16 protein-coding genes are annotated in these 26,996 nt (G+C 43.5%); 3 read left to right on the top strand and 13 right to left on the bottom strand.

Features of this window, described 5'->3' with window-relative positions:
• Positions 1–84: 84 nt before the first annotated feature.
• From ACVBDY_RS20665 to ACVBDY_RS20645, 5 genes are all read right to left on the bottom strand, one after another.
• The gene (locus ACVBDY_RS20665) at positions 85–1,434 is read right to left on the bottom strand and encodes an undecaprenyl-phosphate glucose phosphotransferase (RefSeq protein ID WP_447177373.1); all 1,350 of its coding nucleotides are present in this window, start codon (positions 1,432–1,434) and stop codon (positions 85–87) included.
• Between the two features lie 142 nt (positions 1,435–1,576).
• Entirely contained in the window at positions 1,577–2,563 is a 987-nt protein-coding gene (locus tag ACVBDY_RS20660) for a UDP-glucuronic acid decarboxylase family protein (RefSeq protein ID WP_447177372.1), read from the bottom strand.
• A gap of 390 nt (positions 2,564–2,953) precedes the next feature.
• The gene (locus ACVBDY_RS20655) at positions 2,954–4,486 is read right to left on the bottom strand and encodes a S41 family peptidase (protein ID WP_447177371.1); all 1,533 of its coding nucleotides are present in this window, start codon (positions 4,484–4,486) and stop codon (positions 2,954–2,956) included.
• Positions 4,487–4,539: 53 nt separating this feature from the next.
• The gene (locus ACVBDY_RS20650) at positions 4,540–5,307 is read right to left on the bottom strand and encodes an AraC family transcriptional regulator (protein WP_447177370.1); all 768 of its coding nucleotides are present in this window, start codon (positions 5,305–5,307) and stop codon (positions 4,540–4,542) included.
• 2 nt (positions 5,308–5,309) lie between these two features.
• A complete protein-coding gene (locus ACVBDY_RS20645; protein WP_447177369.1) occupies positions 5,310–6,005 on the bottom strand; it encodes a hypothetical protein in 696 nt (231 codons plus the stop codon).
• A 362-nt stretch (positions 6,006–6,367) separates the two neighbouring features.
• On the opposite strand from ACVBDY_RS20645, the gene ACVBDY_RS20640 reads away from it, so the two are divergent.
• Both ACVBDY_RS20640 and ACVBDY_RS20635 read left to right on the top strand, forming a co-directional pair.
• A complete protein-coding gene (locus tag ACVBDY_RS20640) occupies positions 6,368–8,089 on the top strand; it encodes a helix-turn-helix domain-containing protein (protein ID WP_447177368.1) in 1,722 nt (573 codons plus the stop codon).
• A 457-nt stretch (positions 8,090–8,546) separates the two neighbouring features.
• A complete protein-coding gene (locus tag ACVBDY_RS20635) occupies positions 8,547–9,527 on the top strand; it encodes a YihY/virulence factor BrkB family protein (protein WP_447177367.1) in 981 nt (326 codons plus the stop codon).
• A gap of 838 nt (positions 9,528–10,365) precedes the next feature.
• Here the strand turns inward: ACVBDY_RS20635 and ACVBDY_RS20630 are convergent.
• The 4 genes from ACVBDY_RS20630 to ACVBDY_RS20615 form a co-directional block, all read right to left on the bottom strand.
• Positions 10,366–10,629: a hypothetical protein gene (locus ACVBDY_RS20630; protein WP_447177366.1), complete on the bottom strand. Its 264-nt coding sequence runs from the start codon at positions 10,627–10,629 to the stop codon at positions 10,366–10,368.
• Between the two features lie 491 nt (positions 10,630–11,120).
• Positions 11,121–11,555, bottom strand: a complete 435-nt coding sequence (locus ACVBDY_RS20625) for a hypothetical protein (protein WP_447177365.1) — start codon at positions 11,553–11,555, stop codon at positions 11,121–11,123.
• A gap of 15 nt (positions 11,556–11,570) precedes the next feature.
• Entirely contained in the window at positions 11,571–13,358 is a 1,788-nt protein-coding gene (locus ACVBDY_RS20620) for an RHS repeat-associated core domain-containing protein (protein ID WP_447177364.1), read from the bottom strand.
• 283 nt (positions 13,359–13,641) lie between these two features.
• Positions 13,642–13,899: a hypothetical protein gene (locus tag ACVBDY_RS20615; RefSeq protein ID WP_447177363.1), complete on the bottom strand. Its 258-nt coding sequence runs from the start codon at positions 13,897–13,899 to the stop codon at positions 13,642–13,644.
• A gap of 378 nt (positions 13,900–14,277) precedes the next feature.
• Here ACVBDY_RS20615 and ACVBDY_RS20610 point away from each other — a divergent pair, with 378 nt between their 5' ends.
• A complete protein-coding gene (locus ACVBDY_RS20610) occupies positions 14,278–17,307 on the top strand; it encodes an amino acid adenylation domain-containing protein (RefSeq protein ID WP_447177362.1) in 3,030 nt (1,009 codons plus the stop codon).
• Positions 17,308–18,436: 1,129 nt separating this feature from the next.
• Here ACVBDY_RS20610 and ACVBDY_RS20605 read toward each other — a convergent pair.
• From ACVBDY_RS20605 to ACVBDY_RS20590, 4 genes are read right to left on the bottom strand one after another with little or no spacing between them, the layout of a single operon-like run.
• Positions 18,437–18,946, bottom strand: coding sequence for a hypothetical protein (locus tag ACVBDY_RS20605; RefSeq protein ID WP_447177361.1), 510 nt, complete (start codon positions 18,944–18,946; stop codon positions 18,437–18,439).
• Complete coding sequence (locus ACVBDY_RS20600) at positions 18,900–25,481, bottom strand: RHS repeat-associated core domain-containing protein (protein WP_447177360.1); 6,582 nt, start codon at positions 25,479–25,481, stop codon at positions 18,900–18,902. Before ACVBDY_RS20600 ends, ACVBDY_RS20605 begins: the two co-directional genes overlap by 47 nt.
• Positions 25,482–25,534: 53 nt before the next feature.
• A complete protein-coding gene (locus ACVBDY_RS20595; RefSeq protein ID WP_447177359.1) occupies positions 25,535–26,281 on the bottom strand; it encodes a hypothetical protein in 747 nt (248 codons plus the stop codon).
• Between the two features lies 1 nt (position 26,282).
• On the bottom strand, positions 26,283–26,948 hold the full coding sequence (locus tag ACVBDY_RS20590; RefSeq protein WP_447177378.1) for a hypothetical protein: 666 nt from the start codon (positions 26,946–26,948) through the stop codon (positions 26,283–26,285).
• Positions 26,949–26,996 lie beyond the last annotated feature (48 nt).

Raw genomic sequence — 26,996 nt, 5'->3', positions numbered from 1 at the left:
GATAAATATCGGGACGGTCGAAATGGCCGGGCCTCATCACCTTGTCTCCTTTCTATCAACATCACAAAGATAACACAGCCGGGACTAATAGGCTTTTTCCTCTCCCTGAACAGCATTCAGTATGGTCTGGCCAATGATCTTTATATCTAACGCGAGCGACCAGTTTTCAATATAAAATATATCAAATTTTACCCGGTTGATAATATCGGCTTCGGTTTCTATTTCTCCACGGTATCCCCTCGTTTGAGCAAGCCCTGTAATTCCCGGTTTTACAAAATGGCGCACCATATATTTGTCTATCTGCTGCCCGTACAGGTTGGTGTGTTTTACCATATGCGGCCTGGGCCCCACAACCGACATCTGCCCGAGGAAAACATTGTAAAACTGGGGCAATTCGTCGATACTGGTCTTCCGGATAAATTTTCCCGTGCGGGTAATCCGCATATCGCCCTTGGTAGCCTGTTTATTATCCGCATCGGCTGTCATAGCCATAGAGCGGAACTTATAACAGTAAAATTCCCTCGAATTGATCCCGTGGCGCCTTTGCCGGAAAAACACCGGTCCGTTGGATTCCAGTTTTATGATCAATGCCAGCAGGGGTGTAAGCCACGACAGTAACAACAGGATAACCACCAGCGAAAATACCAGGTCAAAAAGCCTTTTTACAAAAGCATTCAAAGCATCGTCAAGAGGAATATCCCGCAACGACAGAATAGGAATATAATCGTAATATTCGAATTTCAGCTTTTTTGCAAAAATGTTCTTGTTATCCGGGATAAACTTCAGCAGCTTCATATTGTTATCGGCAAAGTCTATCAACTCGGAGAGTTCCTGGTCTTTTACTTCCGCAACAGAACAGTAGATCTCATCGATATCATTTTCTACAATATAGTGAAAACAATTCAGGAGATCCTGCTTTTGCGGGAGCGAAAACTGTTTTTTAAATTCGTATCCGAACTCCAGCCTGGAATTAAAAACATCGATAAGCTGCTGGGCCCTCTTATTATGGCCTATTACCACTACCCTACGGATGTTTCCTTTAAAAAATGCCCGGTAGCGCCATAGTAATGCATAATTGATTATCTTCAATGTGGAAATAAACACAAAGGTCAAAGCAAAATATTCCGCCAGGGCAAGCCGGCTCATATACGGTTGTTTGAAAAAACCTATAAAGGCATACAAAACCAGGAAGAAAAAAACAAATTGCTGAAATATAAGGGAAAGTACCCTATTAAACTTGGCATACCGCTGTACTTCGTAAAACTCTGTTTTAAGCGATATAATAACCCATGCCAGCGACAAATAGGCCAGGAAAAGGTAGGGCTGCATAAAATTGATGGGCAACAGCAGGGCCAGTACATTAAGAATACACATATCCATAACATAGTTTATGGGTTTGATGTACCTGGAATATCGTCCCGCTTTATATTTCATTTCTTTTGTGTTATAGACAAAAAATATCTTTCTGTTTAGTACGTCCCTGAATTAAAAGGTACGCTCACAGCACAACCATACCCGTAAATCACATTGTTCATGTCATAGATACCGTGATCCCCCATAGGTTGCAAAAACACGTTTAGCGTTTGATATGTGAGGAAAAATCCTTGTGTTCTTTTTTGTCGAGTTCTTCGGGGGGAAGATTTTTAAAATACGCATAGGTTTTCCGCATCCCTTCGGCCCGGCCCACCTGTGGCTCCCAGCCGAGTACCTCCTTTGCCCTGGTGATGTCGGGCTGCCGTTGCATGGGGTCGTCCTGGGGCAATGGCCGGTAAACGATCTTCTGATCGGTACCGGTGAGTTTAATCACTTCTTCCGCAAATTCTCCGATACTTATCTCGTCCGGGTTGCCGATATTTACGGGGTCCGTATAATCACTCAGCAACAGGCGGTATATACCTTCCACCTGGTCATCTATATAACAGAACGAACGGGTCTGTGATCCGTCGCCGAAAACGGTGAGGTCTTCTCCCCGGAGTGCCTGTCCTATAAATGCCGGGATCACCCTGCCGTCATTGAGCCGCATCCGCGGGCCGTAAGTATTGAATATCCGTGCTATACGGGTTTCCATACCGTGAAAACGATGATAGGCCATGGTCATGGATTCCTGGAACCTTTTGGCTTCGTCATACACCCCCCTCGGGCTTATGGTATTTACATTTCCGTAGTATTCTTCGGATTGCGGGTGCACCAGGGGATCCCCGTATACCTCGGAGGTGGAAGCAATCAATATCCTGGCCTTTTTGTCTTTGGCCAGCCCCAGCAGGTTGTGTATGCCGAGCGAACTCACTTTCAGGGTCTGAATGGGTATCTTCAGATAATCTATAGGACTTGCCGGGGATGCGAAATGCAAAATATAATCGAGCTCCCCTGAAATATGGACAAACTTGGTCACATCGTGATGATGAAATTCAAAATTTTCCAGGGGAAGCAGGTGCTCTATATTACGCATATCACCGGTAATGAGGTTATCCATCCCTGTGACATGAAATCCTTCGTTCACAAAACGATCGCAGAGATGCGATCCGATGAACCCGGCCGCCCCGGTAATGAGTATTCTATCCATGGTCTTTTTTATTCTCCGGAAAGCCCGTTCCCTATACTTATTCAGGGTCCGGCACCGGTTTTCCGAGGGCCTAAAGATAGTATATTTTAAGGATCTTATAAATGGTTTGCAGCAAACCTCCCCCATACTGCCACAGTAAAATTACCGGCATCCGGCCTTCTCCCGTTACGCAAAGCATGTCTCAGGGCAGGATCGGTTCCCGGTGCCGAACTTCGGGTTACCGGGCAGCACATACGGGTATCCTACCTGCCCCAGCCCGGTAAACAGATCATCTTTTAAAAACTTATTCCATTATCCGGGACCCGTAGTGAGCATTTGCAACTTATAAAGCAACTACACGGAAATCTTTGGCCCGAACACCGGGAACATGGGAATGTACAGCAGGCAGATTTATTTTGCAGTACTCTTTTGCCGTATCAATTCCAGCACAAACGCCATCTGGGTATCTTTATGCTCCAGGTAATCTTCAAAAGATTGCGATACGTTATAATCGGGGATAATGCCCCGGTTGTACACCTGGTTGGCCTTTTGCGGCACATCCTGCTCCAGGTTGACAATAGAGAAAAAGGTTTCCAGTCCGGATTTTGGCAGGATATATCCCAGGGAGGTATGCCCGTTGTGGCCGTAATACCCGCCCATAGCTTCTTCACCTACGGTAACGGTATTGGTATTTCCCGCTACCATCGCGGCAAACAGGCTGCCGGCAGAGGCTACCCTGGGGCTGATCAACAGGTAAATATTCCCCGTAAAGGCATTTTTAGCCGGGGTACGAACCCGGTGGTCTTCATTGGTATCGTCTTCATAAAAACGGCCTTCCTTTTCTACCGGGAATTCCTCCCGGAGCATGCGGTTATACTTCCCTACTCCCAACGGGCGTAAAAAAAACGGGATCTTACTGTACGCATACCGCAGGTAAGGTACTTTTTGAAAACTTACCCAGGCCTGCCTGTTTTCCTGAAAGTTCCTGCCGGTAAGGTACGAATATGTCACCAGGTCGTTCGGGTCCGTTCCTCCCCCGTTATAGCGGACATCTACAATGAGATTTTTAATTTTCCGTTGCTTTACGGAAGTAAAAACACTGTCCAGGAAATGCGCGTAGCGTTTATGGGATTCGGAGTTCTTTCCCCCCAGGGAAAAAGAATTGACGGTCAGTAAGGCCGTAACGCTATCTATCCCGGTAAAAGCATATATTTCGTCCTCTTCCCAATCCCTGTAACTGGCTTCATCGTCCGGGAGGGAATACCTCTTTTTTACATTTTTGTAATAGTCCCGGTAACCGGCACTTTTTAAAGTTCTGCACTGTTCCTCTTCCGAATCATGAGGTATAAAGCATACGGTAAACATCTTTTCCAGGCCGTAATGCAGACGGTAATATTTACCGAAACTATAATGTATCCCTATGGTTTTCCCAGTGATATTCACACCATCAGTAGTATAGTATTTATTCAGGTTGGCTATAATGTCTTCCACAGGTCTGCCGTTAACCGACAGGATCTCCGCTCCCAGGGGAATTTCCGTACCTTCTATATTCAACACCCATTTCCCTTCTACTTGTTTCACCGGGTACGGAAAGTAGCCCGAAGTTTCCCCCGCCATCGATTTGCGATACTTTCGCGGTAAAGAAGTATCGTTGTGCAGGCTGCCTTCAAAATCCGTCAGTTGTACGATAATATTATAGAAATCCCGGTAGCTTCCGGATCTTTCCACCTGTGCTTCGGCCCAGGTATATATACTGTCTGTCTCTCTTTCTGTACGGTATTTATACACACCGGAGTTGGCTTTGAAACGTATATTCTTAAAGATTTCCAGGTCTTTTCGCATTTTAGACCGGGGAAAACTATCGTCTACGGATTGTGCATAGCCCGAAAAGCAATATATTAACGATAACAGGTAAAGCGGAAAATGTATTTGTAATGTCTTCATAAGCACAAAAGTACTTTCCTGACCGTAAACGGACTTGTAAAATCTTGGCGATTTTATTCGCCCGGGAGCAGGCTTTTCTGGTAGACGCTGGGTGATACGCCGACAAAGCGTTTGAAAGTCCTGGAAAAATGCGGCAGGTCGGTAAAGCCATAATCATAGGCTATTTGAGTCAGTTCCGTATGTGGAGTAATATCTCCTTTCCCGGCAAAGATCTTTTTCATCAGCACGTAATGCATGGGTGACATACCCGTGGATACGCGGAATTTTTTGGCAAAACCGTATTTGTTGCCGTTGGCTACCCGAGCCAGGGCTTCCAGGCTGAGGTTACCGGTAATATTCCCGTGGATGAATTCCATGACCTCCCGAAGGTCGGCGGGACTTAATTCGGAATAATCCTCTTCTTTTCCCTCTGCGAAAGGACGAAGGGATGCCGTAAAACCGGAAAGTATTGCTTCCCGGTTTTGCATATTTGCAGTTGCCAGGTTGTTCTTCAGGGCCACAAACCGTTTTACAGCCTCGCCATTGCGAATATTCCTTTCCCGGAAAACGACATTTTTACCGCCGGAAAGATACTTCATCCGTTCTCCCGAAATATAGATCGTATCGAAATCCAGTTTTATTCCCGGATCAGCCAACGGGTTGGCATGCACTTCGTACGGATTGGTAACGGTAATACTCCCCGTTTCCCCGTAAAGTCTTTTCCCTTCCATTGCTATGGTTTCCGTACCGTTATGGATCAGGGAAACACAAAAAGTGTCGTGATAGTGCTCCGGGAAAGCAGCAGCCTGGTTACGGATGGATATGTATTCGAGGTCGCTCAAGATTAATTTTTTGATCTTTTTTTATTTTTTCTCTGTACTGCTTCGTATTCTACCTTTCCGATTACAGGGTCCACTAACGCAATAGTTTCTTTATTCCGGAGTACCCCTATTTTAGCTCCACACCTCAAATAATACGTTTTCCCATATTCAATATCAATCGGCACCCTCCCCTTGGCACCGGTCCTCGCCCAAAGTGTATCCAATCCTTTCCGGGTAAGTTTTATTTCTTTGGTAAAATTATTAGTTGCCCAACATATTGCAGAATCACCCAGGAACACATTAAAGGGGCCTACTCCCATATTTGGTCCCATACGGTAAACATAAAGTTTAGCATAATGCTGGTTATTGTCCGTGTTCTCTTGCCCGGAACCTCCGATATCCACCAAGTCCCGGGTATCTTTTAACGCCAGTATCTTAGCTTCAATTCTATGGCAGGAACTAGCAAAACCCGGTATTTTATGCTCCGTAATTTTCACAACATTTCCCCCAACCTTTCTCGCCTCTTCTTTTATCTTTTGTAGCGTTTCTTCCCAGTCGCAATTCGTAGTAAATCCCGTATCTCCTATTTTAATATTTCCCAATTCGACAGCTTCCGAAGGGCTTTCTTCCTCTAGTCCCAATACTATCACGTCAACATCTCTATCCGAAACATTTCTTGCGGAAGTTATATTGGTTTTTATTTTCGGGGAACAAGCCACCGTTAATATTATTATCGTTGCGATCAGCTTTTTTTTTCATGGCATCAGAAATCATTTTTTAAGTATGTAACAAAAATCGTTATACTGAATTTCCGGAAAACTGATTTCCTTCCCCAATATAGGCTTTTTTCCAAAACCATTTTCCAGACGGAGGGAAATCATTATATTAAAAAGCCGAATACACTAATACTTGTTTAACAGCCCCCGACGGAACTTTAAGGGGGCTCTTGTATCCTCCTGTGCTCACCTTTTTTTGTCTGAAAAAAGGTGAGCTTTCTATATCATACTTTTTTACTCTCCTCCAAAAAACTACCAACTTTATCCTGTTTCCCTTATTTTTACCTTTTTCAAGTAGAATAACAATGAAAGCCCCTAAATCTGTTTGTGTTATTTTGGTTTTGATCCTTGGTTTTTACAGCAATGCCCAGGAAAAAATACAGGATACCCTCCTCCATAAAAGCTATGACGATCTCAACACCCTGTTCTATTACTGGTTGCCAAAAGATACCGTTACGGCTAAAACTATTGTCAATACCTATATAGCAAAAGCCAGGGCAGAAAAAGACTCTATACGTATGGCTAAGGGGTATTATTACTATGCTGCCGATTTTGATGCGAAAAAGGGATTACGTTATGCCGATACCATTATTGCCCTCACAAAACATACGGATGACAAATTTCATCCTGCCGTAGGCTATTTATTAAAAGGATATTGGTACTACCATTTGGAGGATTATAAAAAAACTATGGAACATTATCTTATCGGCTATAAATATGCTGTGGAAAGAGATAATATTAAAATGCTGGTGGAGATTCGCCCCACAATTGCAGTTCTTAAAAGTAGAGTGGGAGATTATAAAGGAGCTCTGGCCATTCATAAAGAACATTTAAACGCGTTGGAAAACCGGCCAGAATACCGAGAAATGTACAGTTATAGTCCTAATCGTGGAGATATTTACAAAAAAATGCACCTTTATGCTATTAACAATTTAGCAAATGTTTATTCCCGTATGGGAGAAATAGACTCCGCCGGACTTTACTATAAATATGGAATGCGTAAAAGTTTAGAATATAAAGACTCCTTACATTATTATAAAATGGTTTCCTTTTGTGGTATAATAAAGTTCCATACTAATAATTATCAGGATGCCCTAGACAGCCTGAATAAAGCTATCCCCCGTCTCGAAGAGGGAGAGGGAGGCCTTCTCATACTTTCTTATTATTACAAAGGAAAATCCTATCAAGCCCTCCACAAGGAGGGAAAAGCACTGTCAATGTTTCTAAAAACAGATTCTCTGGCCACTAAAATCAATGCTATAATGCCTGAACTTAGAGTTGTTTATGAAAAACTGGCAACTCATTATGAATTCATCCAGGAAAAGGATAGTCAAATTATCTACATCAACAAAATACTGGACCTGGATAAAACTCTTCTCGAAGAACGAGAAATCGGCGGAGAAATCGCCCGGAAATACGACATGCCCGAACTCCTGAGGCAAAAAGAAACCATTATCCGAAACCTGGAAAACCGTCACAAAAAGAATGCCTGGTATAAATGGAGTCTGTTCTTTATTATCGTTTTGCTGGTTATATCCCTGGCTTATTACTATAAAAAACAACGCACTTATCAGAAACGTTTCCGGGAGCTGGTTAATCAGAATACTCCAAACGAAAAACTACCCCGAGTCCGTAAACAGGAAAAACAAGACAGCGGGGTGCCGGAGGAGATCTTTAAAAATATTCAAGATGGACTGGAAAAATTCGAACGGAAACACCAATTTACAAATCCCGATATATCACTGAAAAGCCTGGCCGACGACCTGAATACCAATTCCACATACCTCTCCAGGGTTATCAATACCACCAAGGATATGAATTTCAGCCAGTACCTGCACCATATCCGTATCAAACATATCGTGGAGCGACTAAAAAAGGAAGAAAAACTAAGACAGTATGCCGTTGAAGCCATCGCACAGGAAGCCGGGTATAAAACCGCGCAATCCTTTACCAAAGCGTTTTACAAGGAAACCGGGATTTATCCGTCGTATTTCCTGAGAAGGTTAAAAACGGAGGTGGTTGATTAGGTTCATGAGTTATTAAGTTATTCAGAGGAAATCCGTATAATTACCTGTTCACTTTACCCTGTTTTACCAATCCAAAGCTATATTAGAAATTCCGCTCCCTTTAGGGACGGGGTAACGGAATTTCGGGCAGGTAGCGTCTGCCTCCTCCGTCCTTGACCCCGGCCCTAAAGGGTGGGACGGAGGGGAGTTCATGAGTTATTAAGTTATTCAGAGGAAATCCAGATAGCTCCCTATTCGCTTTACCCTGTTTTACCAATCCAAAGCTATATTAGAAATTCCGCTCCCTTTAGTCCCGATGTCAAAATGATTTTCTGCTTAAAGGACATTAAAAACGCCGCCTATTTACTCTCCGGCTGAATCTTTAAGTTTTTTTTAAACAAAAAAAAGCAGAAAAGCCTTATTTTTAGGATAAAGAACCCATTTCACCGATTTTTCAACCGGCTAAAAAATACCTCTTATGCTTAAATTCTTAAAAACATTCTTTATACTTCTCAAAAAGTCGTTTGTCCGGTGGAACAGGAACGACCCTTTTCCGAAGGGGGCAACTATAGCGTATTACACCCTTTTCTCACTGCCCTCGCTGTTGATTATTGTTATGACCGTAGCCAGTTCGTTCTTTGAACGGGAAGCCGTACAAGGCAGGATCACGGCGCAGATAGGTGATTTCATAGGGCACGATTCCGCAAAGGCAGTGGAGAGCATGATCGTCAATGTTTCTTCTTCCGATGATTCTGCATTCGCTATCGTCATCAGTATCGGCATGGTACTTTTTGCGGCCACCGGGGTGTTTTTCCAGCTGAAAAAAACCATGAATATCATTTGGAGCGTGGCTGCGAAAAGGACAAACTTCTGGAAAATGATCATAGACCGGCTCATCTCCTTTGGTATGGTACTGGTCATCGGGTTTTTGCTGCTTATTTCTTTGGTTATTTCTGCGCTGCTCAATGTATTAAAAGAACATATCGAACAGATTTCGGCAAGCCTCACCACCACCCTGGTCGCTGTAGTGAATTTCGGCATTTCCTTCCTGATCATCACCACCCTTTTTGCGGCCTTATTCAAACTTCTGCCGGATATCAGGGTGCGGTGGAAGACGACTTTTACCGGTGCGGTACTGACCACGGCCCTGTTTCTGATCGGTGAATTCCTGATCGGTTTTTATTTCGGGCAGAGCGAACCGGCTTCGGTATACGGGGCGGCAGGTTCGGTAGTGATTATCCTCCTGTGGGTAAATTATATCTGCCTTATCCTGTTCTTCGGGGCGGAATTTACCGTACAATATGCCGAATATAAAAACGAACATGTCGTACCCACTAAATTTGCCGAACCGGCCATTTACAGGGAAATTAAAAAATTGAGCTCCCGCCACCTTACCTCCCGGGAAGAAGAAAGGATACTGGAAAGATTGCGTTCCAACCTGGAGATTACGGAGGAGTGAAAGCCAGGGGCTTCGATACACCCCGGCAGAGCCGGGGCACTCAGCCTCCCGGGAGTTGCGGAGTTAGGAGTTTATTAGTTTTGGGGGTGTTTTTCCTTGACCCGGGGGGAAATGGAGTGGGTATTGAGGTATTGGGCTAATGAGTTAATGAGGAAAAATAAAAAGCTTTATGGGAAACCCAAAAAACATCCGTGCATCCGTGGCTAAAAAACCCTACTGCCGTTCTGCGGGTTTGCAACTTCGCAGTCCAAACCTTCAATAAAAAGGTTCAAACGAGTTACAAAAATGTGGTTCAACGTTATGAAACCCCGTTTTGGAAGCCCCTCAGAGAGGAGCGCAACGTGTTGGCCTCTCATTGATGTGCAGTGGGCTGCGAAGTCGGAGACGTTCGCAGAGCGGGTGGGACGGAGGGGAGTTAATGAGTTATTAAGTTATTCAGAGGAAATCCGGATAACTTCCTATTCACTTAACCCCTGTTTTACCAGTCCAAAGCTCTATGAGAAATTCCGCTCCCTTTAGTCCCGATGATCCCCCGCTCAGCGAAGTTTGCAACTTCGCTGCCCAAACCTTCAATAAAGAGAAAAAAACGAAAAACGCCTCTCTGAGGCGTATCCCGATTTCTCACAAGTCTTCTTTCATTTATTGCTACAATGACGTGGTTCAAACAAGTTACAAAAATGTGGTTCAACATTCTGGAACACCATTTTGGAAGCCCCTCAGAAAGGAGCGCAACGCATTTGGCTTGTCATTGATATGCAGTAAGCTGCGAAGTCGGAGACATTCAGAGACCGGAACACTTCGTTGAGCACCGAAGTAATCAATCTATTTGGTTTCTCCTTTATTCTTTGGCCATGAACAATGCCCAACCGTAATTCCGGGCCATTTCATTGTAAATATACAGTATACCAAAGAATACTATCAGTATTCCGCCAATCCAACCTCCAAAATCTCTCATTTTATCAGCAAGGCGGTACATGTCTCCATAATCATCTCCGAATTTCTTTTCTGAAGCCTTCTCCTCAGAAAAATTAACATATTTAAAATAAATATACGCTCCTATTAGTATCAGCGTTCCTTTTCCTATTTCCCACCAATTGATCATCTTATTAAATTTTAATAATTTGGATAGTGATCTATATCTTTTTCTATCAAAGAAAGTTTTATTCCTATATTCTGTTTGAGAATATCTTGTGAATGTTCAATTAATCCAGGTATTTTATTAATTAATTTTCCTCCTAATTTATCGAAAGCAAAAGAGGCCGTGGATGTTACCCCCGCTCAGCGAAGTTTGCAACTTCGCTGCCCAAACCTTCAATAAAGAGAAAAAAACGAAAAACGCCTCTCTGAGGTGTATCCCGATTTCTCACAAGTCTTACTTCATTTATTGCTGCAAATATCTGGTCAATGAAAAGGCTTAAACAAGTTATAAAAATGTGGTTCAACATTCTGGAACACCATTTTGGAAGTCCCTCAGAGAGGGGCGCAACGTATTGACCTATCATGGATGTGCAGTGGACTGCGAAGTCGAAGACATTCGCAGAGCGGGTATCACTATGTATATCAGCTGATCTGTAGCCTTACCTAAAAAGAAGGTTAGTCAAAAAATGGCCTGTCTTTCTGTTGATTATAGATTATACTATCATTTAACTCAATTAAAATATATCTACCTAAGTCCCGATTTGGGTGAAAATTATACCATTTTTCTTTATATAAAACAGATATAACTATTTTTTGGTTATCATCAATTACATATTTTTTTGCATTCTCTGAATTAATTAGAACAATTTTATTTCCTGATTTAACAACTTTGTAGCTTAAAGAAGTAACTCCATCAGATTTATTACTCACTAAAATCGATTTAATAATTTCATTCTTGTTAACCTCAAGTACAATCTCATCAGAATTAAATCCATTGGCGAATATTATATCAAATAAAACCTTACTTTCGCTTTCCTTCTTTTTTACACGAGAATTACAAGAGAATAGTAAAAGAATACACATCTTCAAAACTATAATCTTTTTTTTCATAATTAAACCTGTTAGTTAAAATGACCCATCTGCTTTTCTTGGTCCAATGGGTTTATTTCTATATCGATAGTCTTGTCTTCCTTTATTTAACAATCCCTTATTATAATCTTCTTTCATTTTAAGAATTTGTGCTTTAGTCAATTTTGTTCCTGCATTAGGTCGACGTGATTGATGCATCAAATTGCTATCCATTGTTCCTCTGGAAACATGGGGCAGGTTAGCTGAATGTCCTAACTCATGAGCCCCAGTTCTTTCTAATGTAGCTCCTCCGGAGTTTGTCTTGCCTGTATTAGCATAAATTCCAGTTGTGGCAGGCACATCAGTATCGTTTATAATTCCAGCATTAAAATATATTCCCAATTCACCAAAAGGAGCATAGCCAACTGTAAAACGTGAACGAAATTTTCCAGGACGATCCGCATCTGGTATTTTTCCGCCATCAACTATCGTGAATACATAATCAGTTTCGGTTATCGGATTTTCATCTGAAGCAACAGTAATATCGGTTGATACATTAACTGTGAAACCTTTTTCATTTGCACTAGAAAATGAACTTTTAATAGATTTACTTAGACGAGAGGTAAATGAAGATAGCTGTTTATCTGTAAAGGATTTACTTGACTTATTTAGTATTTTACCTGTCACAGAAATATTTATTCCTACAAGTATTCTATTACCATTTTTATCTAAAATATCATTCCCCTCTTTATCTTTCTTATAAATGGTACTTATGTCTATTCGCCTTCCGTCGGGGTCAACGAAATAGATAGGGTTATTAGAAACATAATTATAGGGTGATAGCGAAATATAAGTGTCCGCTAAAGGATCTATGTTCATCCATCGTCCAATATCCGGAGTATAATTCCGTGCCCCAAAATCATACATCTCTAATCCTAAACTCTCATCCAATTCTTTGCTGCCAAATTTCCAACGCTGCGCTACATCATTTCCAAGAGAGGAAGTTTGACCATTATATCCCTTCTGCTTTAATCCAAAAGGGTAATAGTTGTTCTCCTCAATGATTTCCAGTTGCGGAGCGCTAATAGTCCCTGTATTGGTGTAAGACAACCGCACGTTGTCTAAATGATCCTTATACTGGTAAACATACTTATACGTATTGTTCTCCTTCGTAACATACCCCTCCGGGTGACTGAAAAACTGCAATTGCCCGTTCTCATAGATATACTTCCCAGCATACTCCGTATTTGTCACAGAACTTCCCTGGGTAACCTCCTTCTTTAACTTGACTCCCGAGGCATCGTAAATATAAGCAATTTTATTGCTTCCGAAACTGACCTGGGTAGGAAGGTTTAAATGGTTGTAGGTAATACCCGTGATGCCTTTGTTCCGATCTCGCGTTGTGTTACCATTAGCATCCCTGGCATAGTCATTATCCGTATTACTGCCGTCTTTAAAGCCATAGGTTTTATTGCCCGTTTCAGTCACCTTGACCAAAAAGTTGCCTCCGTTGTGGTAGACATAACTCAGTTTATCCATGAGCCCAAAAGAAGTGGCATTGGCATTAATTGCACCGTTACGGGTCAACTTGGTAATATTCCCATTCTTGTCATAGGCAATATCCTCTACCGTGTAACGATCCGTTTGCCCGCCGCCGTTAAACTTCCCGGAGGTGATCCGGTTCAGGGCATCATAGGTATAGGCATAACGCCGCATGGTATTGTCATTGCTTGTTTTCCAATACGTTTCTGCTATGTTACCATTGTATAAAGGATCAACCACCCCGCTACGGCTCTTGTTATAATTGATCTGGAAGTTAAACAATTTACCCGCAGGGTTATCCACATCATTGATGCCCGCTCAGCGAAGTTTGCAACTTCGCTGCCCAAACCTTCAATAAAGAGAAAAAAACGAAAAACGCCTCTCTGAGGTGTATCCCAGTTTCTCACAAGTCTTACTTCATTTATTGCTGCAAAGACCTGGTCAATGAAAAGGCTTAAACAAGTTACAAAAATGTGGTTCAACATTCTGGAACACCATTTTGGAAGCCCCTCAGAGAGGAGCGCAACGTGTTGGCCTCTCATTGATGTGCAGTGGGCTGCGAAGTCGGAGACGTTCACAGAGCCGATTACACTTCGTAGAGCTTATTCCATCCTTTACGCTTCGTTCTCCATGCTTCGTGCTTCCCTCTTCCCGCTCCATCCTTCATACTTCCTGCTTCGTGCTTCCTACTTCCCGCTTCATCCTCCATGCTTCCCACTTCCAGCCCTCCACTCTGCAAAGAGTTTCCAACTTCGCAGCCCAAACCTTTAATGAAAAGAAAGAACAGGTCACCTTTCAGGCTTCTCGGGGAGCTTCCGAAAAAACATGCAGCAGACGCCCTCATAGGTTATCACCAAGGCAATCTCCGATACATCAATATAAAAAGTAGGTTATTATATTATTAATACATGAGAATTAACTTACCCATATTCCATATTTTTTTTATATTTATCGTGAGCTTCATTTGTTTTGGTGCGATAATCGAATGTTTGACAGATCCTGTCCGGTCTGGCGGAGTGGTGACCTCCTTTTAAAGATCTGTTAAACTAAAATCGCTCGACTTTAGTTTATCCCGGGCATTTAAAGGGCTCGGGGTAACCGTACAATTATTATTGTTTTTAAGTATATAGATCGTCCATAAAATATAGTTTAATTTAAATCGAACTCATGTTATTATAAACAAACATTTAAACAATCCAAAATCCCCAAAAATTCTTTTATCATGCAAACAACCTACCTCGCAGGAGATTCTCCTACATTCACCGACGTGTTTAAAAATGCTATTGAAAATTATGGTTCGCTTACGGCCCTGACCTTCAACGGATCTTCCTGTACTTATGACGAACTGCATCAAAAAACCAATCAACTGGCCCATTGTCTTTTGGCGGCGGGTACGGAAAGAAAGGAGATCATTGCAGTGCGTATGCAGCAATCCATGGAACGGGTTATGGCGTTTCTGGCTGTTTTAAAGGCCGGCGCAACCTATTTACCGGTTGATCCGGACCTTCCTGATTCCCGCATCGAATCCATGATCAGGGATGCCGGTGTGCAGCGTGTACTGACAGACGCACCACAAAACATGGCTGCCGATGTACAGGAGATCCATATTCCGGACCTCATGCAATCGATTACGTTTGAAACCAGTCTTTCCACGGTGCCCGGTGTGCATATAGATCCCGACCAGGGGGCCTATGTAATCTTTACTTCGGGCAGTACCGGAAAACCCAAAGGGGTCCTTATCAGCCACCGGTCCCTGAACAGTTTTGTACACGCACAATCGGACTTTCTGGGATTGGAAAGCGGGAACAGAACCCTCCAGTTTGCCTCCCCGAGTTTTGATGCTGCGGTCCTGGATCTTTGGGTTCCCCTTTCCCGGGGAGCTACGGTTTGTCTTTATCCCAATAACAAAATGGTAGGCCATGACCTGCTGTCTTTTATTGAACAACAAGGTATTGAAGTTGCCCCCATCTTACCCCCCGCCGTCCTGGCAAGCCTGCCGGCAGACCGGCCTATCGGAAAGCTCAGAACTATTGCTATTGGTGGGGAGGCCGGAAATGAACAGACGATCCGCAAATGGTCTGAAAAAGTAAAACTGATCAACAGTTATGGCCCTACCGAGACCACCGTGGCCGTTACCAATCACATCTTTAACGGGGATCCCGACCCGAGGATTATCGGAAAACCCCTCCCTTCCTCCGTCCTGTATATTCTCAACGAGGACCGGGATGAAGTCGCTCCCGGAGAAACGGGAGAACTATACATCGGGGGGCCACAGCTCGCTTCCGGATACCTGAACAACTCGCTGCTTTCGGACAAGGCTTTTGTGTTCCTCGAAAAGAAATCCGCTTCGGGAATACCCGAAACCATCAGGGCTTACCGAACAGGCGACCTGGTCAGGATGCGCAAAGACGGCAACCTGGAATTCCTGGGAAGAAAGGATGAACAGGTGAAAATAAGAGGGTATCGTATTGAAATAGGTGAGATCGAACATCACCTGAACAAATTCGGGGAAGTTACCTCCGCAGCGGTAAAGCTCCACCGCCCGTCAGCAAACAGCCTGCCGTATCTTCTGGCATTTCTCCGGGTCCAGGCTGCCAACGGGTCCGATCCGGATGAGATCGTACAAAAGATCAGGTACGGTTTAGCGGAAAAATTACCGGCATATATGATCCCGGATAAGTTTATCCGGGTAGAAAACATGCCCCTTACACATGCCGGAAAAGTCGATAAAAACAAACTCGTGCCGCCCGAAGGATTGTTGCGGGAACGGCCTGAACAAAATTTCGGCGGGGACAGCCCCAGGGAGATCCTGGCAAACTCCTGGAAATATTATTTAAATATTGACCAGGTACAGGACCACGATAACTTCTTTCATTTGGGAGGCCATTCACTGATGCTTGCCAGCCTGTATAACCATTTGCCCGAAGCGTGGAAAAAAGTGCTTCGTATTGGCGATTTTTACCATTTTCCTACACTCGGCCAAATTTCGCAAGAGGTGGAAAGCAGGATCGGGCAGAAACAGCCGGGTGAGGCGGAAAAAGTGGCCATGATAAAACAGCAACTTCTCAAAGATGCTCGTCTCGAAGAAGGTTTCAAGGTCGACGGTCCTTTACCAGGCAGCTCCCTTTTAACCGATCCCGGCCATATTTTACTCACCGGGACTACCGGATTTGTGGGTTCTCACCTGCTGGAAGAACTACTCGCCCATACCAATGCCGTTATTCATTGCCTGGTAAGGGCAGAAACCAAAGCACAGGGATTAACGAGGATAAAAAACACCTTTGAGCGTTTTTTACTGGAATGGAAAACGTCTTATGAAACCCGTATCCAAGCCATTCCGGGCGACCTTACCAAGGCAAATCTTGGCCTCGGTACAAAAGACTATCTTTCTTTGGCAGAAAAAGCAGATGTGGTATACCACTGCGGCAGTTCGGTAAGTTACCTGGAGCCTTACCCGGTAATCCGTAAACCCAATATTGACGGATTGAAGGGCATTCTCTATTTTTCCGTCAAACAAAAGACCAAATTCCTGGTGTTGATGAGCTCCATGGGCGTATTCAGCTGGGGCCGCCCTTTTACACAAAAATCGTGGATGGACGAAAACGACGATATCGACCAGAATCTCGAAGCCGTATGCCGCGATCTGGGGTATATCCGCACCAAATGGGTTATGGAAAAGCTGGCAGACAGCGCAAAAGAACGAGGACTTCCCCTCATCAACCTCCGGCTGGGCTTTGCCGTGTGCAACGGAAAAACAGGAGCTACGGTGCTCAACCAATGGTGGGGTGCGCTGATAAGAAGTTGTGCCAGCCTCAAGGCCTTTCCCCTGGTTATGGGACTTAAAGACGAACTCACCACCGTAGATTATATGGCTGCTGCCATACGTCATATAGGCATGCGCCCGGAGGCCATAGGCCAACACTTTCACCTCTCTCCTTTACCGGAAAACGATGTCTCCCTGACCGATTTTTGTGCCAAGGCCAATGAGTATTTCGACGTAGGTATGAAAGGGATTCCTTTTCACGAATGGGTAACCCTTCTTAAGGAAAATCCGCACCTGCCCGTTTACCCGCTGCTCGGCCTGTTTACTGAAAAGATACATGGAGAAAAAACGCTGGTAGAATCGTACGAACACACCTATTACTACGGAAGGGACCATGCCGAATCCATGCTGAAAGGTACGGGAATCGCCCCCCCGATGTTCGATAAAAAGATCATGGAACCTTATCTGAAATTTATGGGGGTGTTGTGAAAAACTGCTTTGGGTATTGGGTTATTGGGTTATTGGGTTATTGGGTTATTGGGTTATTGGGTTATTGGGTTATTGGGTTATTTAGCAAAAATAAAAAGTTCTGCGGGAAACCTGAAAAGATCCGTCTCCGTCCTTGACCCCTCCCGATAATCATCGGGACTAAAGGGTGGGACGGAGAGGGTTAATAGGTAATGAGTTATTGAGTTATTGAGGGAAATCCGGATAATGACCTATTCACTTAACCCCTGTTTTACCAGTCCAAAGCTCCATTAGAAATTCCGCTCCCTTTAGGGTCGGGGTAACGGAATTTCGAGCGGGTAGTGTCTGCCTCCTCCGTCCTTGACCCCTCCCGATAATCATCGGGACTAAAGGGTGGGACGGAGGGAAATCATTATATCTGAGGGGGGGTAATAGGTTAACGATGGGTTATTTAGGAAAAATAAAAAGTTCCGCAAGGAACTACCTCAAAAACATCCGTGTATCTGTGGCTAAAAAACATAATATTTAAATCCAACATGCTTTAACCTGTGTTTTTCCTTGACCCCTCCCGATATATCGGGACTAAAGGGAGGAAAACGGCCATTAATCCAATCCCCGCTCTGCGAAGTTTGCAACTTCGCCACCTAAGCCTTCAATGAAAAGAAAAAACGAAAAATGCCTCTCTGAGGCGTATCCCGATTTCTCACAGGTCTTACTGCATTTTTTGCTGCAAAGACCTGGTCAATGAAAAGGTTTAAACAAGTTATAAAAATGTGGTTCAACCTTATGAAACACCGTTTTGGAAGCCCTCAGAGAGGAGCGCAGCATATTGGCCTGTCATTGATGTGCAGTGGGCTGCGAAGTCGGAGACATTCGCCCGTGTTTTACTCAATAAGTTAACCATTTTCAAAAACAACTATTCACAAAAAACACAATACATTGAATACCCAGTACCCCCACTTCCTGCTTCGTGCTCCATCCTTCATGCTTCCCGCTTCCCCTCCCCCAACACCACAACTATAACACCAGCGCTGCGAAGCTGGTCTTGCTCTATTTCTTCCTACCGTCTTAACAAGTCCTTTCCTGGGCGTTGCAAACGCCCTGAACGATAGGCACTCGTTTCCGCTTTGCTCAAACGAGCACCAGTGGGTTATTTATTATAATATCCCTTTCGTCTAAAAAAAAGAATTCCCGCTTTACTTTTTATTTTCCATTTTTTCATAGCATCTTTTGAAGAGTAAAACTTTCCCTTACCGATGTCCTTAATATCATTTTTCAAAAAAAACCTTATATCTTCTTTATCCTCAATAATTTTATTATTAACTTTTAAAAGCATTCCCTGCTCAATCAAAGAATCTATGGTCAAGGTATCCACAATACAAGGACCTAACCTGCCTCTGATTTCTGTGATTCTTGGCTTCAAATTTGTTTCCAGGATATTGTTACTTTGTATTGGTAAATCAATAGTGCCATTATAAGGCATTAAAACTTCTATAGGTCGTAAATCTTCTCTTATCGTGTCCGTAACTTGAGCCGTTATACAAAATGTATATAAAAACAATAAAAGAAGCATTAAAATAAACTTTTTCATCTTTTCTTCATTATATGTTATTTTACCATAGCCAATGAAACGGATTTCGTCTTGTAAATCTTGTGTCAAAATTTCCAATGGTTTTCGTCTGAAGTTCTAAATATATATACGATGTTGTTTTATCTATCAATATACCTGGTAATCGCGCATTATTACTCATAGACCAATCACCCGGAGATGGGCCATCACTTGTTATAGCCTTAAATACATTAACATCCATGTTTGACGCAAAATCCATATTGGCATTTACTAAAATATCCAATCCGGGATTCTCCCAATGTGTATGAAATGAAGCCAAGGGGTTCCCTTCGATTTTTGAGGTCCACGCAGGATCAAAATCTACGGCAAAATTATGTCTATATTTTGCCGGAGCTGAATAATATTTACCATTATCCGATATTACTCCTCCAAACTCTTTTCGTCGTGCTATTGAGCGTTGATAGTCTCCTGATAGCTTAGAAAATGATTTATAGTTTACAAAGTCTTTTAAGTTACTCTTTTTATAATTATAATAGTTGATTGCATGATATAAACCATATGATACAGTACCGCCTATTAACGCTCCAAAAAAAACATTCTCTCCATTCATGGCTGCACCTAAAGCTCCAGCAGTAGCTCCTCCTACAAGCGCACCTGTTCCTCCTCCGAGATATGTTCCTAAACCTCCACTGATAAATCCCGTTAAACCTCCTTGAAGTATTCCTTTACCTATATTTCCTCCAAAAAAAGTAGCACTTAAACCTGCATTTACAACTCCTCCAGCGGCTCCCCCTAAAGCTGCACCTCCTATTGTAACGGCCACTTTACTTGCAAAAAAACCCCCACCGGATACGATATTACCAACTCCAGCCCCAATAGCTCCCGCTGCAGCGCCAATCAAAGCACCTCCAAGAATCTTACCAAAATTAGCCCCCGGTTTAATCGCCTGGGTAACCGCACCGATAAGAGCTCCTATTCCTACCGCTATCCAGAAAAACTCCCCGTTCTGGTCTACATACATCAACGGGTTGTTCAGCACATACCCATACCGGTTAAAGTTCTGGGTATTAAACGGGTCCTGAACATAATTATCCGGCATCAAAAAGCGGTGCATCACCGGGTCGTATAACCGGCCGTTCATATGCACCAGGCCAACCCCTGCCAGGTGTTCATGCCCCGTATAACCTCTATCCAAGATAGTAAAATTATTTAAGGCCGTACCTGAACCGTTGGTTAATTTTACGATATTACCCCAGGCATCGAAATGCCGCTTTTCTTTGACCGTACCGTTTTTGTCCGTAATGGACAGTATACTTCCCAAATAATCCCGGTGCAGGTAATAATAATTGTTGGTCGTCGTGGTCCCCTGGTCCGAGTGCCATATTAACGGGGCGCTGTAGGCATCGCCTCCTATATAGGTGATAAAGGTGGTCTTCCCGGTCTGGGTATCTTCCTTGATCTCCATACTACCATCGGCACTGTAGTGTTTGCGGTAGCGCCGTTGCATTTTATCACTGTTTTCTCCTCCATAGTACATATGGGCTCTACCCATAGAAGCATTGTATTGGAAGTTTATTCGTTCTTTGCCCTGTTCGTTTATCTCTACCGGGCTTTTAAAGGCATTGTAGCTGATCTTCTGTTCCGGGTGGTCCTGGTAATATTGCCGGGCGGCTTCCGTACTTCCGGGGATCAGGGCTTCCTCGTCTATGGTGATCTTGGTATTCTGGTAGGATACCCCGGCATAGGCATAATTACCAATAGCGCTGTTTTTTGTGATCCTGCCCCGCCCGTCATAGGTCTGGCTATTATTCCCGTTATTATCATTAAAATGGGTAAGCCTGTCCAGGTTGTCGTACTGGAATGTCTCGTTCCAGCTAAACATGCTGTTGCTACGGCTGTTCAGTGTTCCTCTCTGGGTATTAAAGTCATATCCCAGGGTAGCCACGGTGGTCACCGTCCCGGCGGATGAGATCTTCTGGGTCTTCCGCTGGGTGGGAAAGCCGTAAGCATCATAGGAATTTACCTGTTTCAGAGAAGCCCCCAGGGCCACCTCCGTCAGCTGCCCCCGGGCATTCCTGCCGGTTACTTCCCAGAGAATGTCTTGTGTGGCATTATCCGATATACGTTTTAAACCTCCATTCTGGTAGACTCTTTTTATCTTTTTGGTACTGGTTTTACTGTTCGCCCTGTTTTTTGCGATAAACTCTTCTTCCTGTACCCGGCTAAAACCATCATAAGTATACTTCCTGGTAAAAACCGCATGCGGGTTGGTCTCTACAACCTGCTTTACCAGTTGCGGATGGGTCGTATCATACGTCAGGGCATAGACCGTATTGTTCCCGTCGGCATTGGTCAATGTGGTTTTTTCAGGAAGTTTGGTGTCCGTTTTATAGGTGTATACCCATGCCATATCGGTATGATCGCCTTCGAGTTTTTTGTTTACCAGCTTGCCGTAATTATCATATTCATAGGTTGTCGTCCCCTTGGGGGTCGTTTCCTTGGTCATTTCCCCGTAACCGTTGTATTCATAGGTATAGACCCCTGCCGAAGGGTCGGTAAGTTTGGTTTTCCTGCCCCAGCCGTCCTGTTCGGTACGCTGAACGGAGCCCCCGTAGTCGGCGGTTTTCAGGGTACCGTTGGCGTAATAGGTATAGTTAATAGTTCCCCCGGGGTCGGTCACTTTTTCCACATTGCCCAAAGCGTCCTTGGTGGTGGTGACTGTTTTGGTACCATCACTTACCGTAGTAGTAAGCCCATTATAGGTGATCGTAGTGGCCTTCCCGGTATGGGACGTGGTTCGTTTGATCCGGCCGTACAAATCATACTCCGTGGTATTCCATTGTGTGGCTCCTCCTATATAGGGTTCGCTTACCTCCACTTCACGCCCCAGGTGATCGTATTTGACGGCTTTTTCTATCCACTGCCCCAGGACATCTTTTTCCCGCACCCGGGTCAACTGCCCCAGCATATCATATATAGAGACCTTGCTGCTCCCGTCATTACCGGTTTCGGTTATGGTTGTCAGATTTCCGGATTTGGTATAGGCTGTAGTGACATTGTTACCCCGGTAATCGGTTACCTTAGTTACCTTGCCCCATGTATCGTAATCGTAAGTCGTCGCCTGGCTTAAAGGATTGGTTTCTTTTTTCAGACTACCGTTATTAGGGTCATATACATAACTCGTTTCCAAACCTTCCGGGCCGGTTACCTTGGTCAGGAAACGCCCGCCATACGTACTGTTATATTCATATTCGGACATTCTCGGCGTGCCTCCACCGGGAGGGGTTACCGATTTTTCCGTAAGATTTCCATAAGTATCATACTTCCGGGCTTCTATCATAAAATCCGTACCATGTCCCTTTGTTTTTACTTCCGTGAGAAAAAACCCGGTATAGTCATAACCTTCTTCGGTAGTATAGGTATTGCCATAGGCGGTACGGGTTTCTGTTTTTTTTGTAGGTCGTCCTATATAATAAGTAGTTCCGGTACTGTTTTTATATGCCATAGTTACCGTATGGGTCCCCTTCCCGGATATATCAGTATGCTCTCTTAAAAGGTTCTTATAGCTATCGTAATTATAGGTCTTTGTGGTAAGTGTTTCGTTCAGGAGGTCTTTGCTAACTACCATTGTCGGGACATTGACAAACACTTTATTGTTATGGGTTTCCGTGCTGTATTTGTAATCGGTACGGGAAATATAATCGTTCTCGGGCGATGAAGCCCCGTCATTGGCCGCTGTACCCTGCATCTTCGCATGAAACGCACCATTACTTCCATTAGCGGAAAAACCGGGTTTGAGCGTTATGGACTGTATAGCCGTTTTGGTCCCGGTAGTTACCGAAGACAAGGTAATGTCAAGGGGAGCCGGCTCCGGAAGAAAACCCGACTCATTGTTAATGGGATTTATAGAAGTAAATTCCAGCGTCGTCGCCCCTCGAAGTTGTGGGTTGTGAAACGATGTACTATATATCCTATCGGAATAATCTTTATGCCAATTACTTCGGGCAAGCTTTTTAAACCCGAGAAACCCTAATCCTTCGACATGCGAAACAGCCCCGTGATATGTAAACAGTTGCTGCAGGGTAGTGATACCGGTTCCTGTTCGCTCCAGTTTACTTACCACCTGGGTACCCCACGACGCTTTTATATCCATATACGGATAACTTTCCCATTTATTAACATCTCTCTCTGCACTATATACCAAAGGAATTCCCAAAGGATCCAGGGGACTATAGGTAATAGATTCTTTAACACCGTTATTCACTACAGAACGCAACATAACATCTTCTCTGTGATCTTTAAGGAATTTAAAAGATTTCACCCATTTATTACTTATCGTAGCGAAATCCAGGTTAGCATTAGGCCGGTTTGAGGACAGAAAGATAGGTATTGGAAAATTTTCGAGTTTTCCTGGTTGTGTTGATGTAAAATATGAATATATAAATCTCGGATTTGCTTCTGAATCGACCGGAGCAACATTATTATAAAGCCTGAGACTTTGTGTTCCATTACTATTCCCGGTGTAAGTAGTAGTTCGGTGATCCAGAATATCTGTTCGGCCGTCTCCATTTACATCTACCGGGATCAGGTTATACCCATATAAAGTACTTCCGGTATCATTGAAGTTAGTTTTCTTATATTCGAAAGGATAGGTATTATTGCTGTCTTTAAAGCTTTTTCCTGTAGATATAAAAAGTGTAAAGTTCTTAGTATCCTCTTTTTCTGGGATCATGAAGTCTGTTTTCCCGTCCCCGTTATAATCTCCAACCATTAATGGTAAATTAGGCTTTATACTGGAATGTGGAGTTTGCCAAAGTAGTTCCAGTTGGTTGTTAGCGCCTAATCCGTATACAATAGCCTTCTCACTTTTTATATGAAGAATATTTGTCTTTCCATCACCTGTGACGTCCATCGTATAAATTTTATCCCCAGAATCATATCTGTCGGATAGGGTTCCTGATAACATTGAGAAACCAGTATTCTTTCTCTTGTCAAGTTCAATTAAATACACTTTAGATGTATGGACACTAACGGTAGGATTATCGCAATTAGGATCATGTCCGGGATGACAAATCCGGTAACTATACGGCTTGGTAATAGAAACTACATCCGAAAGTCCATCTCCGTTAAAATCACCGGAGATAAACATTCTGGGTATCCCATGAGTTCCGGTCTCCGGAGATGTATAAGTAGGAGAATTCCAGCTTTTGGTATAATGTGGTCCAATAATACTTCCTGTAGAAGCACTTACTTCTCCATAAACTTCGAAATTAACTTTAAAATTAGTACTATACTTTACTAACACCAATCCTTGTTTGGAAGGTATCCTATTATTCATAGCAGGGATTCCTGAAATATAATTTATGGGAAATATTTCTTCAAACCTTCCTGTATTTACCGATGTTCCTGCACGAAAATCTCCTTTACCTTCATCCTGAAGGTCCGAAAACAGCCAGAATTTCTTTTTGTAAGCCGGATCACTTGTCAATGAAGGGTAAACAATAAAGTCCATTTTACCGTTCCCGGTAAAATCTCCGGAAACAACCTCAGAGTTACGTTGCTCCAAATCGGACACTCCAGTTTCCACATCTATGGAAGATTGTTCAACCTCCGTAGGCGAATTCGTATAACTAAAAACAACGGGGTTATAACTCACCGTACCGTCCTCTCCCCATTCCTGTACGCCGGTAAGCCTTTGGTAGCCCAATGTGGTTGTATTGTGCGATAATACATAGCGCCGATATACGGCATTTTTACCGGTGACTTTTATCTCTTTCAGAATATTTGATCTAATAAAGCTGATTTCCCCGATATAAGCCTGTTCCTTCCTGGATCTACTTCCGTATATAAATTCGATTTTATTGATCGGTGTCGTGGTGCCTTTGCTTCCGTAGGTAATAGATTTTATACTTAGCCCATTATTTGCAGTCTCATATGTATACGTCACCCGAAGGCCCTGGGGGTTTTCCCAGTAAGTAATGGCATAATCGGTACGGCTCCGTGAATTGGGAGTTTGACCATAAAAAGCAATAGATCCGTCGGGCTGCATTACTTTGAAATGAGCCGGACCATAGGCGCTTCCATAAGGAGATGTCCCATGGGAGGTGATCTTGATATTAGAATAATTTTCCGTTTCATATACTGTCCCGCTTTTAAGCAATAGCCGTTGCCCATCCAGCGCAAAACGATCGGTAGCCGTAAAATCTACTCCTTCTACCATATTGTCATGAAATTCCGTAGCCGGTATACGCGTAATCACGGAGATGCCAGAAACATTCCACCCCCACCCAGCCAGGCCGTTCCCCCCCTGGCTGTTATAGGTCAACGCAATATCGGGCTCCACCCCATTTATGCCGGGAGGAACAGCTATAGGCACAGTATAGCTTGCTCCCCCTGTAGCGGATACTGAAAGCTCTCCTGCGGTCTGTCCCACTTCGGTAGAAGCCGAAGCAACTGCATTTAGTGCCTGCATTCCTCCTGTAGATGTCATGCTTTCCCCTACGACATCCAGTGCTATCGTATCTCTTTTATAATTTGCTGCCCGGGCAGCAGAACTTATTTCCTGGGCCTTCAGGAAAGATATGGTTACCATGCATATGATAAATACGAGTAATTTTTGTTTCATTGGTTCCGGTTATTTACGGTGATATAAGATTGGATAAATATGAAAAGGTCTTTTTACTGTTTTTCTTGTAATTTTTTGATTTCCTGTCGTAATGCTTCTATTTCCTTTTGTTGTTGTAAAGTATACAGGGTCAATTCCTCAATCTTCTGCAACAATTTGGCATCCATCTCCCCCAGGAAGATCCCGTTCGCTTCCACTTCCTTAGCACTTGGAATATCTTTTAAATGACCTTTTTCTTTGATATGTTGTTCCACTTCTTCCAAAGTGGGGAGATTATAGTGTTCTTCAAAGACAAAATCGCTCCAGCCATTAAGGTCTACTTTAACTTCTTTACTGTGCACCACACCGTTTACAGCCAGTTTGGTATCTGGGAATGTGGTGCCAATGCCAACCTTACCGTCGCCTCTTATGACCATCCTGCTTATAAAACTTCCGGTTGCTGTTTTACCTGTCTGGAAATACAGGTGCTTGTCCGTTTTATCATCTCCCGTCGGGGACACCCGGATAAACATATTTTTTTGGTTCGTCCCCGGGTCATCGCTGGTAATAAAAGTTCCATCTGCCTCGGAGTTCACTTTTAAATAATTGGAACCCCCGCTGAGCCGGGCAAACCTTGCGGTGCCCCTAACATCCAGTTTTTCAACAGGGGAGGCTACACCTATTCCGACATTTCCCGAAGCCGGAAAAGTATTGGTCTGAGCATTAAAAGTAAAAGGGAGCAGCAGGAACAATACCCCCACCCTGGCCCTCCCCCAGGGGGAGGGAAAGTACTGTGACATTTTTTTGAGTGTATTTCTCATATTATGGCTTTTTAAGTTCATCAATTTCTTTACGGAGCTGTTGGTTTTCTTTCTTTAGCTCTATCATGTATAAAGTCAGCTCTTCAATCTTCTGCAACAATTTGGCATCCATCTCCCCCAGGAATATCCCGTTCTCTTCTACTTCCTTAGCGCTGGGAATATCCTTTAAATGTCCCTTTTCTTTAATATGTTGTTCTACTTCTTCTAAAGTGGGCAGGTTATAACTGTCTTCAAAGACAAAATCGCTCCAGCCGGTTTCTACTTTGATTTCTTTAGCGCGGATGTTGCCGTTTACGGCGAGTTTCCAATTGTTAGAATTCGTTGTCCCGATACCTACATTTCCGGAAAAAATTGTAAAGTCTCCTGCTACAGGAACTTCCTCATAGCTATCCGGGTCAGCTATGGTTACGGAAGAAGGTATGTTTATAATGATAGGGGATGATTCTTCGGTTAGAGATATTTCCAGGGACAAAATTCCCCAGGTTCCCGGGGAACGTGCATACAGATCACAAACAGAAGAAGATACCTTTCTGAACTCAATAACTTTTCCAGGCTCATTTCCTACTGCCTGATAATTCCACTTAGCTGTTAAACCTCCCGAAACCTGTCTTACTATTAACTGTACGGAAGCCTTATAGCCCTGAACAGAGGACCTTGCATAATTAATGGTGGCATCTGCAATGACTGTATTAAAGTTTCGTCCGGAAAAATCGAG

The sequence above is a fragment of the Sinomicrobium halophytocola genome (assembly GCF_052983395.1).
The sequence above is the reverse complement of the archived record's forward strand: the minus strand, read 5'-3'. Positions and strand labels throughout refer to the sequence as shown.

Excerpts from the sequence above, each read along its gene's own strand:
- ACVBDY_RS20600 (WP_447177360.1), bottom strand. The coding sequence starts at position 25,481 with ATGAAACAAAAATTACTCGTATTTATCATATGCATGGTAACCATATCT.
- ACVBDY_RS20610 (WP_447177362.1), top strand. The coding sequence starts at position 14,278 with ATGCAAACAACCTACCTCGCAGGAGATTCTCCTACATTCACCGACGTG.
- ACVBDY_RS20630 (WP_447177366.1), bottom strand. The coding sequence starts at position 10,629 with ATGATCAATTGGTGGGAAATAGGAAAAGGAACGCTGATACTAATAGGA.
- ACVBDY_RS20595 (WP_447177359.1), bottom strand. The coding sequence starts at position 26,281 with ATGAGAAATACACTCAAAAAAATGTCACAGTACTTTCCCTCCCCCTGG.
- ACVBDY_RS20640 (WP_447177368.1), top strand. The coding sequence starts at position 6,368 with ATGAAAGCCCCTAAATCTGTTTGTGTTATTTTGGTTTTGATCCTTGGT.
- ACVBDY_RS20655 (WP_447177371.1), bottom strand. The coding sequence starts at position 4,486 with ATGAAGACATTACAAATACATTTTCCGCTTTACCTGTTATCGTTAATA.
- ACVBDY_RS20625 (WP_447177365.1), bottom strand. The coding sequence starts at position 11,555 with ATGAAAAAAAAGATTATAGTTTTGAAGATGTGTATTCTTTTACTATTC.
- ACVBDY_RS20660 (WP_447177372.1), bottom strand. The coding sequence starts at position 2,563 with ATGGATAGAATACTCATTACCGGGGCGGCCGGGTTCATCGGATCGCAT.
- ACVBDY_RS20665 (WP_447177373.1), bottom strand. The coding sequence starts at position 1,434 with ATGAAATATAAAGCGGGACGATATTCCAGGTACATCAAACCCATAAAC.
- ACVBDY_RS20615 (WP_447177363.1), bottom strand. The coding sequence starts at position 13,899 with ATGAGGGCGTCTGCTGCATGTTTTTTCGGAAGCTCCCCGAGAAGCCTG.
- ACVBDY_RS20635 (WP_447177367.1), top strand. The coding sequence starts at position 8,547 with ATGCTTAAATTCTTAAAAACATTCTTTATACTTCTCAAAAAGTCGTTT.